Source organism: Mesorhizobium sp. M7A.F.Ca.CA.001.08.2.1, from assembly GCF_003998455.1.
Lineage (GTDB): Bacteria > Pseudomonadota > Alphaproteobacteria > Rhizobiales > Rhizobiaceae > Mesorhizobium > Mesorhizobium ciceri.
The window spans coordinates 1-17888 of sequence record NZ_RZPW01000032.1; the positions used below are offsets into that span (position 1 = coordinate 1).

The window sequence follows — 17888 nt, forward strand, 5'->3', positions numbered from 1 at the left end:
GGCCAAGGGCGGCCAGCACCGCCTCGAAAATGGTCTGGTCGCCAAGCGTGATCGCCAATGCCTGGCCAGGCAGCACCAGCGACAGCAGCGCATGCGCGTCGGCCACCGAGCGGGCATCGGCTCCAGCGGTATCGCGGTCACCGAGATCCTCGATGCCGGCCTGGAAGAACTCGTTGCCGCCTTCGCGGCGCTGGCGAAACACCTCGCCCAGATAGGAATAACGGCGCGGCGTGCCGGCCTGCGAGCTGATGTGGTCGAGACAGACCGGGATGGTGAATTCCGGCCGCAGGCACAATGTCTGGCCGGTCTCGCTTTCGGTCAGGAAGATGCGGCGGCGCAAATCCTCGCCGGCCATGTCGAGGAAGGGGTCCGCCGGCTGCAATATGGCGACCTCGACGGCGTGCGTGTTGCGCGTGGCGAAAAGGTTGGTGATGTCGGTGGAGATGGCGGGGGTGCGGGAGGTCAACTTGCTGACCTCAGTGCTGCACGACCCTCTGGTCCCAAACCAGAGGCGCCAACGCGGCCTCTACTTGCCACGCGCCCTCTCCTCAGCCTGCGCCGCCAATATCTTCCTCACCTCGACGACCAGCTCGCCCTCCGCCACCGTCATCTGCGCCGGGCGTGCGGCGCGCCATTCGGCGTTGTCTGATATTTCGGCAGACATGCGCGCGCCTTCGATCAAATCCTTGATCTGCAGCTCGCTCTTGGCGCGCTCGTCGCCGCCCTGGATGATGGCGACCGGGCAGCCGCGGCGGTCGGCATATTTGAGCTGCGCCTTCATGCCGGCGCCGCCGAGATACATTTCGGAACGGATGCCGGCGGCGCGCAGCTCCGCCACCATCTTCTGGTAGCGGCCGAGGCTGTCGGTGTCCTTGTCCATCACCAGCACGACGACCGGCGCAATCACGTCCGAGGCATCAAGCTTGCCGAGGTTCTTCAGCGCGGTCATCAGCCTGGAGACGCCGATGGAAAAACCGGTTGCCGGCACCGGCTCGCCACGGAAGCGCGAGACGAGGCCATCATAGCGCCCGCCGCCACCGACCGAACCGAAGCGCACGATCTGGCCGTCTTCGTTGGGGATTTCGGCCAGAAGCTCGGCTTCGAAGACAGGGCCGGTGTAGTATTCGAGGCCGCGCACGACCGAGCGGTCCATGGCAATACGGTCCTCGCCATATCCGGCCGCCCTGACCAGCGCTTCAATCGTGGCGAGTTCGCCGACGCCTTCCTGGTAGATCGCGTTCGAACTGACCATGGAATCCTGGCCGGCCTGTATAGTCCTCGCAGTCGCGAGAAGAACCGCCTCGGCTTGCCCGTTGTTCAACCCGGCGCCCTTGGCGAAGTCGCCTTCGCCCTCCTTGCCGCCGTCCCAGCGGCCCGGGCCAAGCAAAAGCTTCACGCCTTCCGGCCCGAGCTTGTCGAGCTTGTCGATCGCACGCAGCACCGTCAGCCGGCGGCCGGCATTCTCCTCGCCGCCAAGGCCGATCGCCTCCAGCACGCCATCCAGCACCTTGCGGTTGTTGACGCGGATGACGTAGTCGCCGCGCTTGATGCCCAGCGCTTCCATGACGTCGGCCATCATCATGGCCATTTCGGCGTCGGCGGCCACACCCGGCGTGCCGATCGTGTCGGCATCGAACTGCATGAACTGGCGGAAGCGGCCGGGGCCGGGCTTCTCGTTGCGGAACACCCAGCCTGAGCGATAGCTGCGGTAAGGTTTTGGCAGCCGCTCGTAATTCTCGGCGACATAACGCGCCGTCGGCGCGGTCAGGTCGTAGCGCAGCGACAGCCACTGGTCGTCGTCATCCTGGAAGGAGAACACGCCTTCGTTCGGCCGGTCCTGGTCGGGGAGGAATTTTCCGAGCGCATCGGTGTATTCGATCAGCGGCTGGTCTGCCGGTTCGAAGCCGTAAAGCTCATAGACCGAGCGGATCGTCGCCATCATCTTCTCGACGGCGCGGATGTCCTCGGCGCTGCGGTCGGCAAAGCCGCGCGGCAGTCGCGCTTTCGTCTTTTCCGATTTATCGGCCATGGGGTGTTTGCTCGGCGTTTTATGATGCTTGCAGGTCGGCAATGTTGCGATTTTCGCAACGCGGGTGTCCTAACCGAAGAGGTCGGATGCGGCAAGGGTCAGACCTCTGGCGCTGCCGATGAGAGAAGGCGACGCCGCACCTCCTTGAAACCAATCCGGACCGCAAATGAAACAATCCCGCCATGCGTGCGGCATCGTGCCGACACAATCGCCGCCGATAAAGCGCGGGAAATGAGGGGTCCGCGGCCATGACCAGCACAGCAAGATTCCATGCCATCGACAGCGATGCCGGATTGTCCGCACGCTTGCGCCCGGCCGACATCAACGTCCCGAAAATGGTCAGCCAGGCTGCCGGACCGTTCGAAGTACCCGCCGACACCGGCAAGGGACCATCCATGCGCGACGCGTTGATGACCGGCCTGCTGGTGATCTATCCGACCCTGGCCACGGTGGTGGCGATCGTCGCCGGCCTGGTGCTGGCCAGCGCCAACGGCACCTGAGCCTATTTCGGCCGCCTGAAAGCCTTCCGCTGCTTCTCGACCTCTTGGCGGCAGGCGCAGCCCTCGAGGTGGTCGTTGACCAGGCCCATGGCCTGCATGAAAGCGTAGACCGTGGTCGGGCCGACAAAGCTCCAGCCGCGCTTCTTCAGCTCCTTCGAAATCCGCACCGAGACGGCCGTTGTCGGGTTCGCGCGCAGATGGGCGAGGTCGACGATTTGCGGCCGCTCGTCCTTGCCGGGTTCGAACTTCCAGAACCAGGCGGCCAGTGAGCCGAATTCGTCCACCATTTCGCGGGCGCGCCTGGCGTTGTTGATGGTCGAGACGATCTTGCCGCGATGGCGGATGATGCCGGCATTGCCGAGCAGGCGCTCGACATCCTTGTCGGTGAAGCTTGCTACCTTGTCGAATTCGAAATTGGCGAAGGCTTCGCGAAAATTCTCCCGCTTGCGCAGTATGGTCAGCCACGACAGGCCCGACTGAAAGCCTTCCAGGCAGATCTTTTCGAACAGCCTGCGGTCGTCGGCCACAGGCCGGCCCCATTCATGATCGTGATAGTGCAGATAGTCGGGCAGATTGCCGTGCCAGAAGCAGCGCGCGACACCGTCGGGGCCGGCGAGCAGGCCGGTGTGTTCCTTGTCCATAGGCCAAAATCCGTTCGTTAACGCGCTTTTGCGCGGCATTTACTGCGGCTTTACCAGATTCCTGAACCCGGCGGTAACCACACCAAAAGGTTTACTGACAAAGCCGCATTTTACGCATTCCGATTCATGTTTCGGTTGCTGCTTGCGCGCCAATGATCGCCGAACCGGGAGGACGTTTCCACCCGTTTGTATCAGACGATCAAGGTGCGTTACGATGAAGACAGTGTTGTTTCCCGTGCTCGGCGCCGTGGCTGTGTTTGCCGCCGGCGTCACACCCTCAATCGCCGGCGACCGCTATGCCGACAGGCCGCCGGTGATGGTGAGCCCCGACCTTTCCGCACCCTGGGTGCTGCAGCTTGGCCATGCGCCCGGCATCGTGCGCCAGAACCGGCAGGTGGTGCAGCAGCAGCAACAGAGGCGTCTCCTGCGCCCGGCGCAGCCCGACCGGGTGCAGACGGCGGCGGTGCAGCCGCCGGCCAAGCGCATGGTCGCGCGTCCTCAGATCAACCCGATCTACCTGCCGCAGGAAGTCGACTATGACGGAGGCCAGAAGCCGGGCACGATCGTCATCGACACCACGCAGAATTTCCTCTTCCTGGTCGAGAAGAACGGCAAGGCAAGGCGCTATGGCGTCGGCACCGGCAAGCCGGGCTTCGAATGGTCGGGTACGCACAAGATCACCAACAAGCGCGAGTGGCCGGACTGGCGCCCGCCGGCGCAGATGATCAAGCGCGAAGCCGCCAAGGGCCGCTATTTGCCGACCTATCTTGCCGGCGGCATGGAGAACCCGCTTGGTGCCCGCGCGCTCTACCTCGGCACCACCGAATACCGCATCCATGGCACCAACCAGCCGTGGACGATCGGCGGCGCGGTGTCATCGGGCTGCATCCGCATGCGCAACGAGGACGTCGTCGATCTCTATGAGCGGGTCAATGTCGGAACCACGGTCGAGGTGATATAATAGTCCTTGCGAATCACCTGGCCGGCAAAGCAGTCCGCTTTTCGAGGCCAGTTTAGGGATACGGGGGACGGGCCGTATGGGGATGCGGCCGGTCAGGAAGGGCAGCACGGGAAACCGCGCTGCCCTTTCCGTTTTGAGCAGAAATCGAGGGCAAAAGGCCACCCACGCGTCGCGCAACGGGCATAGCGGTTCGCTTTCATGCTGCCCTTTGCCGCATTCTTTTGCTATCTCGGTGGCAAGTTCCACAAAAGAGTTCACCCATGCCTCTGTCCGAAGACAGCCGTTATCTCAAGGGCGGCCCGGTAGCCCAGCGCATCATCGCCGCCGTTCGCGAGGACGCAGCGATCGCCAAAGCCGAGGGTTTTCCGCCCAAGCTGATCTCGATCACCGTCGGCGACACCGATGCGGTGGACGTCTATGTGCGCAACCAGCGCGCCAAGGCTGAGCTCGCCGGCATCGATTTCGAGGAACGGCGCTTTCCCGCCACCATCACAGCAGGCGAGTTGGAAGCTGCGATCCACGGCCTGAATGCCGATCCGCGCGTTACCGGCATCATCATCCAGCGGCCCGTGCCAGCGCATATCCCCATCAAGACGCTGCAAGCGGCGGTGCATCCGCTGAAGGATGTCGAAGGCATGCATCCGGCCTCAATCGGCAACATCGTCTACAACCAGCTCGATCTCGCGCCTTGCACGGCGGCCGCCTCGGTCGAGCTGCTGAAGGAAACCGGCCTCGACCTCAAGGGACTGGAAGTCGTCATCGTCGGCCATTCGGAAATCGTCGGCAAGCCGATCGCCTTCCTGTTGATGAGCGAGGGCGCGACGGTGACGGTCTGCCACCACATGACGCGATCGGTCGCCGCCCATGCAAGGCGCGCCGATGCGCTGTTCGTCGCCGTCGGCAAGCCGCGGCTGATCAAGGCCGACATGGTCAAGCCGGGCGCTGCCGTCATCGACATCGGCATCAATTCCGAAATCGCCCCCGACGGCTCCAGCCGCATCGTCGGCGACGTCGACACTGAAAGCGTGCGCGAGGTCGCCTCCTGGATCACCCCGGTGCCGGGCGGCGTCGGCCCGATCACGGTCGCCATCCTGCTGCGCAACACCATGGTCGCGCTCAGCCGCCAGCGCGCGCTCTACGAGGCGACTTACGGCACGGCGGACAGGCTCGCGGCGGAGTAAGCGCCCGCCAAGGTCGTCCTATTCCGCCGCGATCAGGGTCTCTTCCAGAACACCTTCCGGCTTCGGCCCACCATAGGCCCAGTCGAGTAGCTTGATCGTGTGCACCACCGGCATCTTCGCGGCGGAAGCGATTTGCATGATGCAGCCTATGTTGCCGGTGGCGACGATCGAGGCCCCCGTCGCCTCGATGTTTTTCACCTTGCGGTCGCGCAGTTTGGCCGAGATCTCGGGCTGCAGGATGTTGTAGGTGCCGGCAGAGCCGCAGCAGAGATGCCCTTCGCGCGGCTCGCGCACGATGAAGCCGGCCTTGGCCAGCAGTTCTTTCGGCTGGCGGGTGATCTTCTGGCCGTGCTGCATCGAGCAGGCCGAGTGATAGGCAACGACAGTGCCCGGCTTGCGAACCGGTTCGGGCAGGTCGAGGGTCGAGAGATATTCGGTAACGTCCTTGGCCAGTGCCGAGACGCGCGCGGCCTTGTCGGCATAGGCCGGGTCGAGCCGCAGCATGAAACCGTAGTCCTTGATCGTCGTGCCGCAGCCCGAGGCGGTGATGACGATGGCATCGAGCCCGCCCTGGTCGAGGGCGCGTGTCCAGGCGTCGACATTCTGCCTCGCCGAGGCAAGCGCGGCCTGTTCCCGCCCCATATGATGGACCAGCGCACCGCAACAGCCTTCGCCCGGCGGCACCAAGACCTCGACGCCGAGCCGTGTCAGCAGCGAAATCGTCGCCTCGTTGATGGCGGGATCGAGCACCGATTGCGCGCAGCCGGTGAGGATGGTGACGCGGCCTCTTTTGGTCCCCTGCCCGGCATGGATGCCTGGCGAGGCCATCGGCGAAGCTGCCGGGATCGAGGCCGGTGCGAGCTTGAGCATCGCACTGAGCGGCTTCAGCGCCGGAACCTTGTCGAACAGGCCGATGAACGGTTTGCCCAGCTTCGCCAGCTTGAGCGCGGCGCGAAACCGCTGGGGATAGGGCAGCACGAAGGCCAGCATGGCGCGGGTCAGGCGGTCGAGCAGTGGCCGCTTATAGGTCTCCTGGATATGGGCGCGGGCGTGGTCGACCAGATGCATGTAGTTGACGCCCGACGGGCAGGTGGTCATGCAGGCAAGGCACGACAGGCAGCGATCGATATGGGTGACGATCTGCTTGTCGGCCGGACGGCCGTTTTCCAGCATGTCCTTGATCAGGTAGATGCGCCCGCGCGGTGAATCGAGCTCGTTGCCGAGTGTCACATAGGTCGGGCACGTCGCGGTGCAGAAGCCGCAATGCACGCATTTGCGCAGGATCTTTTCCGATTCCGCGACATGCGGATCGGCAAGCTGGGCAAGCGAAAAATTGGTCTGCATCGCTGATGTCCTAGGCCATGCGGCCGGGATTGAAGATATTCTTGGGGTCGAATTCCTGTTTCAGGCGGACCGATAGTGCAGCAAGAGCGGGCGGCTGCGGCTCGAACACCGGTAGAGCGGCGCGATGCGAGGGTGCGGCGCGCACCAGCGTCGCATGGCCGCCGCCATGTTTCCTCAACAGCCCGCGCAGCAGAGCGGCTTCCGGATCGCCCTGTTCCATGCGCAGCCAAACCAGTCCGCCCTGCCAGTCATAAAAGGCGCTGACGGCGGCCTGCATGCGCAGCGTCAGGACCATCTGGTGGCTCTGAGAAGGCGTCATCGAGATGCGCCAGACCGGCTTCTCGCTGCCGTCGGCGAAAGGCCTGCAATCGCGAACGTCGCGCCAGATCAGCCGCGAAACCTCGCCGCCAATCTCCTCCAGCGGGCCGGCATTGCCGAGCAGCGTTTTCAGCGCGGCGATGCGGTAGGCGACCGACGGGCCGAAACCCTCGACGCGCAGCAGCGTGGCGGCCTCGCTGCCGAGACTGCCGCTGGCGACGCGCGCGGCGATCCGCTCCGGCAGGTGGGCGGCACTCGATACTTCAGCACTCGAGCCAAGCGCCAGGGCCATGGCGGCGGCCGCGGCATCGTCGAGCAGGCTACGGATGGCGAGCGTGACTTCGGTCTCGGCTGCCGGCAGCACCTTGAAGGTGACGTCGGTGAAGACGGCCAGCGTGCCCCAGCTGTTGGCCATCAGCTTCGACATGTCATAGCCGGTGACGTTCTTGACCACGCGACCGCCCGACTTGAAGGCCTCGCCACGACCGGACACCACATTGATGCCCAGGACATGGTCGCGCGCGGCCCCCGCCTTGAGCCGGCGCGGACCGGAGAGGTTAGCGCCGAGCACACCGCCGATCGTACCTTTGCCCGGTTCGCCACCAAGCAGCGGGCCGTAATCCATCGGCTCGAAAGCGAGCTGCTGGCCGTTTTCCGCCAGCAGTTTTTCGATCTCGGCCAACGGTGTGCCTGCCTTGGCCGACAGCACCAGTTCAGCCGGTTCATAGAGCGTGACGTCAGATAATTTCGACAGGTCGAGCGTGTGTTCGGTTTGCAGCGGCCGGCCGATGCCACGCTTGGAGCCATGGCCGAGGAGTTCGAGCGGCGCCTCTTCCGCCACGGCCCAGGCTATGGTGGAGAGGACTTCGGATGGGGTGGTCGGGGTGAAGGTGGTCATGAAGAGACCGCGCCAGATGCGAGTTCGGATATGCCGAGTTCCTTGGCGCCCCCCTCTGTCCTGCCGGACATCTCCCCCTCAAGGGGGGAGATCGGATGTCGCATATGGCTTCGCCAATCTTCAATGATGACGGAAGGGCGAGGCGCGCAAGCTGCCAATCTCCCCCGGGGAGATGTCCGGCAGGACAGAGGGGGGTGTACACGCGCCGTAATCACCCTCAAAACCTCGGAATGTCCGGAAACGCCACCTGCCCGCGGTGCACATGCATCCGCCCGAGCTCGGCGCATCGCCGCAGCTGCGGAAATACTTTTCCCGGGTTGAGCAGATGGTTGGGATCGAAGGCGCATTTGACCCGCATCTGCTGGTCGAGATCGATCTGGGTGAACATTTCCGGCATTAGGTCGCGTTTCTCCACGCCCACACCGTGTTCGCCGGTCAAGACGCCGCCGACCTTGACGCAGAGCCGCAATATATCGGCGCCGAAACTTTCGGCCTTGTCGAGTTCGCCCGGTACGTTGGCGTCGTAGAGGATCAGCGGATGCAGATTGCCGTCACCGGCATGAAAGACATTGGCGACGCCGAGACCGTATTTTTCCGACAGCTCGCGCATGCCGGCGAGCACGCGCGGCAACTCCTTGCGCGGGATGGTGCCGTCCATGCAGTAGTAGTCGGGCGAGATGCGGCCGACGGCCGGAAACGCCGCCTTGCGGCCGGCCCAGAAGCTCAGCCGTTCCTGTTCGGACTGCGAAATGCGGCAGGTGGTCGAGCCGTTCTTGTAGGCGATCGCCTCGACAAGGCCGATCAGATGATCGACCTCGACGCCGGGCCCGTCGAGCTCGACGATCAGCAGCGCCTCGACATCGAGGGGATAGCCGGCATGAACGAAATCTTCCGCCGCATGGATCGCCGGCCGGTCCATCATCTCCATGCCGCCCGGGATGATGCCGGCGCCGATGATGTCGGCAACGCACTGGCCGCCCTGCTCGCTGGTCGGGAAGCCGATCAGCAGTGCACGTGCCGTCTCCGGCTTCTTCAGGATGCGCACGGTGACCTCGGTGACGACGCCGAGCAGCCCTTCGGACCCGGTCATGACGCCGAGCAGGTCGTAGCCTTCCGCATCGAGGTGACTGCCGCCCAGCCGCACCACCTCGCCATTCATCAGCACCATCTCGATGCCGAGCACATTGTTGGCTGTGAGGCCGTATTTCAGGCAGTGCACGCCGCCGGAATTCTCCGCGACATTGCCGCCGATCGAGCAGGCGATCTGGGAGGATGGATCGGGGGCGTAGTAAAAGCCCTCCTGCTCGACGGCGGTGGTGATGCCGAGATTGGTGACGCCCGGCTGGGCAACGACGACGCGATTGGGAAAATCGATCCCGAGGATACGGTTGAAACGGCTCATGACCAGCAGCACCGCGTCCTCGAGCGGCAGCGCCCCGCCCGACAGCGAGGTGCCGGAGCCGCGCGGCACGACGCGGATGTTGCGGTCGTTGCAGTATTTCAGCACGCGCGAAACCTGCGCCACCGTTTGCGGCAGCACGACGACCAGCGGCAGCTGCCGATAGGCGGTCAGGCCGTCGCTCTCGAAGGCGCGCATGGAATTGGCGGCGTCGACAACGCCCTCACCCGGCACGATGATGCGCATGTCGGCGACGATCTCGTCGCGCCGGCGCATCGTGGCATCGTCTGGTTTCGGCATGGCCAGGCCGGACATCAGCAGCCTCATTTCGCTTGACTGGTCAAAATCTTTTACCAGTGAAGCGCGTTGGGTGCAAATCCTGTAATGGCGGCGAATCCAACTTCAAGGCAGAGACAGGCTTACGCAGCGGCAATCTGCCGCTGCTATTCGCCGGGCGGCTTGCCGGGTTCGGAGTGCATCCGGCGCACGCGGCGCACGCTCCACCAGACCAGCAGGATGGCGACAGGCACCGAAGCAGCGGTAATGATCTCCGGGGCGAAGGCATGGCCGAAGATCGAGGCGCCCTTGGCGACATAGCCGACAAGGCCGACCACATAATAGGAGACGGCGGCGACCGAGAGCCCCTCGACGGTCTGCTGCAGGCGCAATTGCAGGCGGGCCCGGTTGTTCATCGAGGCAAGCAGGTCGCGGTTCTGCTTCTCGACCTCGACATCGACCCAGGTGCGCAGCAGCGTCGTGGCGCGGGTCAGTTTTCGCGATAGATTTTCCTGCCGCTCCTCGACCGAGCGGCAGGTGCGCATTGCGGGCGCCACACGGCGCTGCAGGAACCCGCGCCATGTGTCATAGCCGGGCACAGCCTCTTCCTCGAGTGCGTCCAGCCGTTCGCCGACGATGCCGTCATAGGCGCGGCTGGCGCCGAAACGGTAAAGGCTCGACGCCGCGTCCGCCTCCAGCTCCGCCGCAAGTTCGGTCAGATCGGCCAGCAAGGTCTGGCTGTCCCGTGTCCCGGCGACCTTCATCTCCAGCGTGGTCTGCGCCAGCCGGTCTTCGATGCGGCGGGCGCGGCCGGACAAGGTCAACGCCAGCGGCAGGCCGAGCATGGCCAGCGTCCGATAGGTCTCGATGTCGATAAGCCGCTGCGACAACGCGCCGGTGCGCGCCGGGGTCAAGCCGCGATCGAGCAGCAGCATGCGCGTCAGGCCATCGCCATCCTGGCGAAAATCGGTGACGATGGCGGCGTTTCCGCGCTCGACCAGCGAGTAGCACAGGCTGGTCGGATCGAAACCGGCTATCAGTTGCTCGCTTGCTTGCGTCCATTTGCGGATTTCGAGCCTGATGCCGGAGATGCAGGTTCCCGGCGGGGAAAACCCGTTGCCGAAGGGTGAGTCCTCCTGCGTCCTGCCGCTTTCGGAAAGCGGCCCTTCCCACAAATAGGTCGAGAATTCGGTGTGCCGCTCCCAGCGCAGCGAGCCCTTGCCCCATTTCATGGCATGGTGGCGGGCCTGGCGGTCGGGCGCGGCGATGCCGAGGCGCCGCGACAGTTCGGAAAGCACCGCGTGGTCGACGCCGGAGCCGCCCTCCGTCATGAAGGCGAGTTGCATCAAGACGCGTGGCTTTTCGATCAGCGGATGCGGCCGGGCATGAACCTCGCCGAGTGCGCCGGGCCGGCCCTCATGCGCGGGAAAGCCCATGACGCTGCCCTTGGCGCGCGGCTGGAATTCGAGATCGGACGGGTCGTCTGACACGGCTTGTTCCCCGGGGGTTTCCTTGAACCCGCTTGCACTCGCGTCCCTCTAGTGCCAATGGCCTGACGACGCAAACGGCAAAGTTAGCCGAAGATCACGGGATCGGGCGGGAAATCGGCCAGCTTTTTGTCAATTGGATAAATAATTTGACCAGTTGGCGAGGCAGGCTCTATTCTGCGGCACCGGTTCACCTTCCAGGCATTCTGTTGAGCGACATTTTTTCCAGGATCGAGCATTCGCGCACCGCCGACGAGGTGGTGCAGCAGATCGAGAGCCTCATCCTCGAAGGCGTGCTGCGCACCGGCGACCGGCTGCCGGGCGAGCGCGAGCTTGCACGCCAGTTCGACGTATCCCGGCCGATCCTGCGTGACGCCCTGAAGGCACTGGAAGGACGCGGCCTTTTGACGACAAGGCCCGGCGGCGGCACGCATGTCGCCGATGTCATCGGCCAGCTCTTCACCAAACCGGTGACGGACCTGATCTCGATGCACCGCAAGGCAGTGACCGACTATCTGGAATACCGCCGCGAGATCGAAGGGGTTGCGGCTGAATATGCGGCACGGCGCGCCACCCCAGACGACATGGCGCTGCTCGATAAGATCATGGCACGCATGGACGATGCGCACCGGACCGGCGACTTCGACGACGAGGCCGAGATCGACGTCGAGTTCCACCACGCGATCTGCGAATGCGCGCACAACATCATCCTTTTGCACACGCTGCGCTCCTGTTATCGGCTGCTGTCGGAGGGCGTGTTCCAGAACCGGCTGCTGGTGTTCACCGTACCCGGCGCGCGCGACGCCCTGCTCGCGCAGCACCGGGCGATCCATGCGGCGGTGAAGGCCGGCGACCCGGCCACCGCCCGCCAGGCGGCGATGGACCACATCACCTATGTCGAACGGTCGATGGCGGAGGCCGAGCGCAGCGGCGACTGGCAGCGCGTCTCGCGGCTGAGGTTGAAACAGCGCGTTGACGCCACCGATACAGAACCAGCACGCAAACGCTCCTAGCTATCGAAACGGGAAGCCCATGAGCCAGATCCTGACCATCGCCGACCTCAAGGACCTCGCACGCCGGCGTGTGCCGAAGATGTTCTTCGACTATGCCGATTCCGGTTCGTGGACCGAAAGCACGTATCGGGCCAACGAGGAGGATTTCCAGAAGATCAAGTTCCGCCAGCGCGTCCTCGTCGACATGGACAACCGTTCGCTGGCATCGACGATGATCGGCGAAAAAGTGTCTATGCCGGTGGCATTGGCGCCAACCGGCATGACCGGCATGCAGCACGCCAATGGCGAGATGCTGGCGGCGCAGGCGGCGGAGGAATTCGGCGTGCCGTTTACCTTGTCGACGATGAGCATCTGCTCGATCGAGGATGTCGCCTCGGTTACCACGAAGCCGTTCTGGTTTCAGCTCTATGTGCTGCGTGACAAGGATTTCGTGCTCAACCTGATCGACAGGGCAAAGGCGGCGAAATGCTCGGCGCTCGTGCTGACGCTCGACCTGCAGATTCTCGGTCAGCGTCACAAGGACATCCGCAACGGGCTTTCGGCGCCACCCAAGCTGACGCTGACCAACATCGTCGACATGGCCATCCGCCCGCGCTGGTGCGCCGCCATGGCCGGCACCAAGCGGCGGACCTTCCGCAACATTGTCGGCCACGCCAAGGGCGTCGGCAACATGGCCTCGCTGGCATCGTGGACGACGGAGCAGTTCGACCTGCATCTGTCGTGGAAGGACGTCGCCTGGATCAAGGAGCGCTGGGGCGGCAAGCTGATCCTCAAGGGCATTCTCGACAAGGAGGACGCGCTGATGGCGGCCAAGACCGGCGCCGACGCGATCATCGTTTCCAACCATGGCGGGCGCCAGCTCGATGGTGCGTCGTCGTCGATCGGCGTGCTGGAAGAGATTGCCGACGCGGTCGGCGACACGATCGAAGTGCATATGGATGGCGGCATCCGCTCCGGCCAGGATGTCCTGAAGGCGCTTTGCCTCGGTGCCAAGGGAACCTATATAGGCCGGCCGTTTCTTTACGGCCTGGGGGCGCTTGGCAAGGAAGGGGTTACCAAGGCGTTGGAAATCATCCGCAAGGAGATGGACATCACGCTGGCGCTGTGCGGAAAGCGTCTTGTCACCGACATGGGCAAGGACCAGCTCCGGCGCCAGGTCCCGTGACCGCCTGACCACGGAGACACCGAAAAGTTGGCAGAATCCGGCATCCATTTTCTCGACGCGCATGGGCCGGACGGCATCCGTCTCTATGCGATCGGCGACATCCACGGCCGGCTCGACCTGCTGGCCGCCATGCATCTGCGCATCAGGGCCGAGATCGAGCAGGAGGCGCCTGCCGACTGGCGCGTCATCCATCTTGGCGACTATGTCGACCGCGGGCCGGACTCGAAGGACGTCATCGATTTCCTGATCGAAGCGCAAGAGCGAGACCCTCGTCACCTGATGCTGGCCGGCAACCACGACATCGGCTTTCTCGATTTTCTCAAGACCCCTGACCCGGAAGGGCTTTTCATCCGGTTCGGCGGCATCCAGACGGCACAGTCTTACGGCGTAACGATCAGTGAAGGCACAAGCGTGTGGTTCGGCAAGGCCGAATCGGCCGTGCGCAGAGGACATCAGGCACTGGTCGAGGCCGTGCCGCAAAGCCACATCGACTTCCTGCGATCGCTGCCGTTTTCCGTGACTTTCGGGGACTTCTTCTTCTGCCATGCCGGCATCAGGCCGGGCATTCCTCTGGAGAAGCAAAACCCGCAGGATCTGATCTGGATCCGCGACGTCTTCCACAACCACCCCGACCTCTATCCGAAGATCGTGGTGCACGGCCACACGCCGGTGCCGGAGGCGGAAGTGATGGCAAATCGCGTCAATGTCGACACGCTTGCCTGGCAATCAGGCATGCTGAGCGCGCTCGTCGTCGACGACGCGGACAAACGCATCCTGACAATGACGATCAAGGAAGCTTGAGCGCCGCGCGTCGGAGGACGCGAAAGACGCTTCCCGCTTTAGCGCAGCGAGGCGGTGACGCCGTAACCGTCGACGGCGTTGTGGTTGTTGGCTGCGTCGGCGGCATAGATGCCGAGACCGCACAGCACGATGGCGGACAACATGGCAAAGGACAGAAGCGCTGCTTTCACGGAGGTCATCTCTTGTTGAGCTTTCTGCATCTGTGCACCAGGCGGTTACCAATGCGTTGAAACGGAGAATTCGCTTCAAAGTTTCGACGATTTTGCGCTTCTAGGCATGTTCTGTATCAACGGTGTGTCGCGCGGGTCACACAAAAGGTTCATAGCCGTTGCACAGAAGATGCAGAGCGCGCGCCTTCTAGGATGGCGGGCGGACACAAGCCAAGAATGAAACCGTTTTCCCCAGGCGGTTTCACCGCCGCGTGCCAATTATGTCACGCTGGAGGGTACGGAGAGACCAACGCTCAGATGGTCGCTACCCAGGCCCGGGCAATGGCGAGGCCAGCGGCATCCGCATCGGGCCCGTTGCGGGCCATTTCGCCATCGAGCTTGCCGGCCCAGTCGGGATGGCGCGCAGCGATGGTCGGGGCAAAGGACGCGCTCCAGTCCTTGACCATCGGCCGGTCGGCCTCGAAGTGAAACTGGAAACCGTACACGGCGCGGCCGACGCGAAACGCCTGGTTCTCGGCGACATCGTTGCCGGCAAGCCGCACGGCGTTTTCGGGCAACACGAAGGTGTCGTCGTGCCATTGGAAGATCGGGAACTTTGCCGGCAGAGCGCCCAGCACCGGATCGGCCTTGGCGTCAGGCGTCAGCGACACGCCGTGCCAACCGAACTCATTGGCGCCGCCGATACGGTTCTCGCCACCAAAGGCACGAGCGACGAGCTGGCTGCCCAGGCAGATGCCGAGCACGGCCCGATCCTTGTCGGCAAAGTCGCGGGTCAGTTCGAGCAGTGCCGGGAAATAGGGGTACTCATCGTCGGCCAGTGCATTCTGGCCCCCGCCGAGCACCACCATGGCATCATGCCCGGCCGCGTCATCCGGCAGGGGATCGCCTTTGTAAGGGAGACGCAGGTCGAGATCGGCGCCCGCTTCCGCAAGTGCTGCGCCGACCTGGCCGAGGCCGGTATTGTCGTAATTCTGGACCACCAGCACCCGCATCGCAAAACCCTGCTGACATGAAAAAGCTGCGACGAGCGATATCATGCCGCTCGCATTGCAGCCAAGATGCGTGTCCGGAGAGAAAACTATGCCACTGCAGAACCGGGTCGATCCGTTCGGTATCATCCACGCGGTGCCCGATCGCGGCATGTTCACCGGCAATCGCGGCATCATCCACGACCCCGAGACGAAGACGCTCAAGAAAAAGCGCTGGGCGCTTCAAGCCTGGATCGTCTGCGTCTGCCAATTCCGAAATGTGCGGCGCGAACCGATGGGCCGCAACCGGAAGGGCGGTAAAGCGGGCTGGACCGAGCTGTTCTTCCTCGACGAGGTGACCGCACTGGCGGCCGGGCATCGCCCCTGCTTCTTTTGCCAGCGCGAACGGGCCAGGGATTTCGTCGGCCGCTTCGGCGAAGCCTTCGGCATCGCCGAACCGCGCGCGCCGATGGTCGACAAGCGGCTGCACAAGGAGCGGCTGGCGTCAGGCGGCAAGCCGCCGGTGATTGCGGTTGAAGACCTTGCCGGCCTGCCGGACGGCGTCGTGGTTGCGGATGGCGGCACTGTTTATGCCCTGCGTAGCGGCAAGGCACTGCGCTGGTCCTTTGCGGGATATGAGCACCCCAACGATTTCGACATGCTCAAAAGCAAGACACTCTCGCTACTGACGCCGGCCACGACGCTCTGCGTGCTGCGGCACGGCTTTCGGCCGGTGTGGCATCCGACCGCCGAGGCTTGACGCCGGCGGCCGGCTCGCTCATTCCTCGGCGATGCGCGCCAATTACAAAATGCAACGTCTGTTCGTGACCGACGATCTCGCGCCGGACATCGAATTCGAGGCCGGCCAACAGCAGAGCCACTATCTCCTGCATGTGCTGCGGCTTGGCGAAGGCGCCGAAATCCTGGTGTTCAATGGCCGCGACGGCGAGTGGTCGGCGGCCATATCGGCGAAGACGAAAAGGGCGGTGCGGCTGAAGGTGTCGGCGCTGCAGCGGCCGCAGCCGCCTCTGCCCGATCTCGTCTACTGCTTTGCGCCGCTGAAGCAGGGCCGGCTCGATTATCTCGTGCAGAAGGCGGTCGAGATGGGCGCCGGCATCCTGCAGCCGGTCATTACCCAGCACACGCAAGTGGCCAAGCCGTCGATCGATCGCCTGCGCGCCAATGTCGTCGAAGCCGCCGAGCAATGCGGCATCCTGGCGGTGCCTCAGGTGCGCGAAGCCGAAAAATTCGACCGCCTGTTGACCGGCTGGGACACAGAGCGACGGCTGATCTTCTGCGACGAGGATGCTTCGACCAACAATCCGCTGGCCGCGCTGCAGGCGGTCAAGGACAAGAAACTTGGGCTGCTGGTCGGGCCGGAGGGTGGCTTTTCCGACGATGAGCGTAAGATGCTGCGCGCCCTGCCCTTCGTCACCGCCATTCCGCTCGGCCCGCGTATCCTGCGCGCCGATACGGCGGCGGTGGCCGCGCTCGCGGTGATGCAGGCAACGGTCGGAGACTGGTGAGACGTCATCCCTTGCAAGGGACGGAGAGCGGAGTAACGTTCAATTCCTGTTGACCTCTGGCTCAGGATTTTTCGCTTGATCGTATGCTGACATTTCGTCCATTTAGCGCCGGCGATCGTCCGATCGTCCTACAGCGCCCGCCTCCTTTCGGACGTGCAAAGGACACTGTAGCATTCCATTGGGGCACATGATCCCGGCGAAAGTCGAAAGCCGATTTTCGGGGCCATGTGCAGAGGGTTCATAAATGGCGCGCGATACGACCGATTTCCGCCCGATCGAAGGTGTCGACGAACTCGTCGAGCACCTGGCCGAAGGCAACAAGCCGCGCGACAAATGGCGCATCGGCACCGAGCACGAGAAATTCCCCTTCTATGTCGACGGCAATGCACCGGTCCCCTATGGCGGCGAGCGCGGCATCCGCGCCATCCTCGAAGGCATGCAGGAAAAGCTCGGCTGGGATCCGATCGTCGATGACGGCCGCATCATCGGCCTGGTCGAACCGACCGGCCAGGGTGCGATTTCGCTGGAACCCGGCGGCCAGTTCGAGCTTTCCGGCGCACCGCTGGAGACGATCCACCAGACCTGCCGCGAGGGCAATGCCCATCTGGCGCAGGTGCGCGAGATCGCCGAACCGATGGGCATCCGCTTCCTCGGCCTCGGCGGCAGCCCGAAATGGTCGCTTGCCGAGACGCCGAAAATGCCGAAATCGCGCTACGAGATCATGACGCGCTACATGCCCAAGGTCGGCACCAAGGGCCTCGACATGATGTACCGCACCTGCACGATCCAGGTGAATCTCGACTTCGAGAGCGAGGCCGACATGCGCCGCAAGATGCAGGTGTCGTTGAAGCTGCAGCCGCTGTCGACGGCCTTGTTCGCCAATTCGCCTTTCACCGAAAGCCACCCGAACGGCTTGCAGAGCTGGCGCGGCGACATATGGCGTGACACCGACAACCAGCGCTCGGGCCTGCTCGAATTCTGCTTCTCGCCCGATTTCGGTTTCGCCGACTATGTCGAATGGGCGCTCGACGTACCGATGTATTTCGTCATCCGCGACGAGCGCTATCACGACATGACCCACATCACCTTCCGCCAGTTCATGGCCGGGGCCGCGCGCAATGAAGTGCCGGACGGGCTGCCGACAATGGGCGACTGGGCGAACCATCTGTCAACGCTGTTCCCGGATGTGCGGCTGAAGCGCTTCCTCGAGA

The 17888-nt window shown here is 63.9% G+C and carries 18 protein-coding genes; 9 read left to right on the top strand and 9 right to left on the bottom strand.

The features are described from left to right. Both EN914_RS03760 and hisS read right to left on the bottom strand, forming a co-directional pair. On the bottom strand, positions 1-466 hold a 466-nt coding region (locus EN914_RS03760; RefSeq protein ID WP_206520876.1), incomplete at its 3' end, for an ATP phosphoribosyltransferase regulatory subunit. Positions 467-526: 60 nt separating this feature from the next. Beyond that, entirely contained in the window at positions 527-2029 is a 1503-nt protein-coding gene (hisS, locus tag EN914_RS03765) for a histidine--tRNA ligase (protein WP_024502333.1), read from the bottom strand. A 248-nt stretch (positions 2030-2277) separates the two neighbouring features. Between hisS and EN914_RS03770 the strand changes: the two genes are divergently transcribed. Then, the gene (locus tag EN914_RS03770) at positions 2278-2529 is read left to right on the top strand and encodes a hypothetical protein (RefSeq protein ID WP_024502332.1); all 252 of its coding nucleotides are present in this window, start codon (positions 2278-2280) and stop codon (positions 2527-2529) included. A 2-nt stretch (positions 2530-2531) separates the two neighbouring features. Here EN914_RS03770 and EN914_RS03775 read toward each other — a convergent pair whose 3' ends face one another. After that, positions 2532-3170: a DNA-3-methyladenine glycosylase I gene (locus tag EN914_RS03775; RefSeq protein WP_013530355.1), complete on the bottom strand. Its 639-nt coding sequence runs from the start codon at positions 3168-3170 to the stop codon at positions 2532-2534. Positions 3171-3384: 214 nt separating this feature from the next. Between EN914_RS03775 and EN914_RS03780 the strand changes: the two genes are divergently transcribed. Beyond that, a complete protein-coding gene (locus EN914_RS03780) occupies positions 3385-4131 on the top strand; it encodes a L,D-transpeptidase (RefSeq protein ID WP_024502331.1) in 747 nt (248 codons plus the stop codon). Between the two features lie 260 nt (positions 4132-4391). Continuing rightward, positions 4392-5312 (top strand): bifunctional 5,10-methylenetetrahydrofolate dehydrogenase/5,10-methenyltetrahydrofolate cyclohydrolase, encoded by a 921-nt coding sequence (locus tag EN914_RS03785; protein ID WP_013530353.1) that lies wholly within the window; start codon positions 4392-4394, stop codon positions 5310-5312. An 18-nt stretch (positions 5313-5330) separates the two neighbouring features. Here the strand turns inward: EN914_RS03785 and glcF are convergent, their stop codons facing one another. From glcF to EN914_RS03810, 4 genes are all read right to left on the bottom strand, one after another. Further along, positions 5331-6656 carry a glycolate oxidase subunit GlcF gene (glcF, locus tag EN914_RS03790; protein WP_024502330.1) on the bottom strand — a complete coding sequence of 442 codons (1326 nt, stop codon included), beginning with the start codon at positions 6654-6656 and terminating at the stop codon, positions 5331-5333. Between the two features lie 10 nt (positions 6657-6666). Then, positions 6667-7872 (bottom strand): FAD-binding protein, encoded by a 1206-nt coding sequence (locus EN914_RS03795; protein WP_024502329.1) that lies wholly within the window; start codon positions 7870-7872, stop codon positions 6667-6669. A 217-nt stretch (positions 7873-8089) separates the two neighbouring features. Continuing rightward, positions 8090-9586, bottom strand: a complete 1497-nt coding sequence (locus EN914_RS03805; RefSeq protein WP_013530350.1) for an FAD-linked oxidase C-terminal domain-containing protein — start codon at positions 9584-9586, stop codon at positions 8090-8092. A 128-nt stretch (positions 9587-9714) separates the two neighbouring features. Beyond that, on the bottom strand, positions 9715-11037 hold the full coding sequence (locus EN914_RS03810) for a DUF3422 family protein (protein WP_024502328.1): 1323 nt from the start codon (positions 11035-11037) through the stop codon (positions 9715-9717). Positions 11038-11243: 206 nt separating this feature from the next. On the opposite strand from EN914_RS03810, the gene EN914_RS03815 reads away from it, so the two are divergent. The 3 genes from EN914_RS03815 to EN914_RS03825 are packed head-to-tail and all read left to right on the top strand — an operon-like array spanning position 11244 to position 14013. Beyond that, positions 11244-12047: an FCD domain-containing protein gene (locus EN914_RS03815; protein ID WP_032808722.1), complete on the top strand. Its 804-nt coding sequence runs from the start codon at positions 11244-11246 to the stop codon at positions 12045-12047. A gap of 19 nt (positions 12048-12066) precedes the next feature. Beyond that, positions 12067-13212: an alpha-hydroxy acid oxidase gene (locus EN914_RS03820; protein WP_013530347.1), complete on the top strand. Its 1146-nt coding sequence runs from the start codon at positions 12067-12069 to the stop codon at positions 13210-13212. Between the two features lie 27 nt (positions 13213-13239). Then, complete coding sequence (locus EN914_RS03825; protein WP_024502325.1) at positions 13240-14013, top strand: metallophosphoesterase family protein; 774 nt, start codon at positions 13240-13242, stop codon at positions 14011-14013. Between the two features lie 38 nt (positions 14014-14051). On the opposite strand, the gene EN914_RS39830 is transcribed toward EN914_RS03825, so the two are convergent. Beyond that, the gene (locus tag EN914_RS39830; RefSeq protein ID WP_013893872.1) at positions 14052-14183 is read right to left on the bottom strand and encodes a hypothetical protein; all 132 of its coding nucleotides are present in this window, start codon (positions 14181-14183) and stop codon (positions 14052-14054) included. 293 nt (positions 14184-14476) lie between these two features. Further along, positions 14477-15175, bottom strand: a complete 699-nt coding sequence (locus EN914_RS03835) for a type 1 glutamine amidotransferase (protein ID WP_024502324.1) — start codon at positions 15173-15175, stop codon at positions 14477-14479. Positions 15176-15263: 88 nt separating this feature from the next. On the opposite strand from EN914_RS03835, the gene EN914_RS03840 reads away from it, so the two are divergent. The 3 genes from EN914_RS03840 to EN914_RS03850 form a co-directional block, all read left to right on the top strand. Continuing rightward, positions 15264-15911: a hypothetical protein gene (locus tag EN914_RS03840; protein ID WP_024502323.1), complete on the top strand. Its 648-nt coding sequence runs from the start codon at positions 15264-15266 to the stop codon at positions 15909-15911. A 31-nt stretch (positions 15912-15942) separates the two neighbouring features. Next, positions 15943-16677, top strand: a complete 735-nt coding sequence (locus tag EN914_RS03845) for a 16S rRNA (uracil(1498)-N(3))-methyltransferase (RefSeq protein ID WP_024502322.1) — start codon at positions 15943-15945, stop codon at positions 16675-16677. 244 nt (positions 16678-16921) lie between these two features. Then, positions 16922-17888: glutamate--cysteine ligase (locus tag EN914_RS03850; RefSeq protein WP_127389003.1), on the top strand; the 967-nt coding region annotated here is incomplete at its 3' end.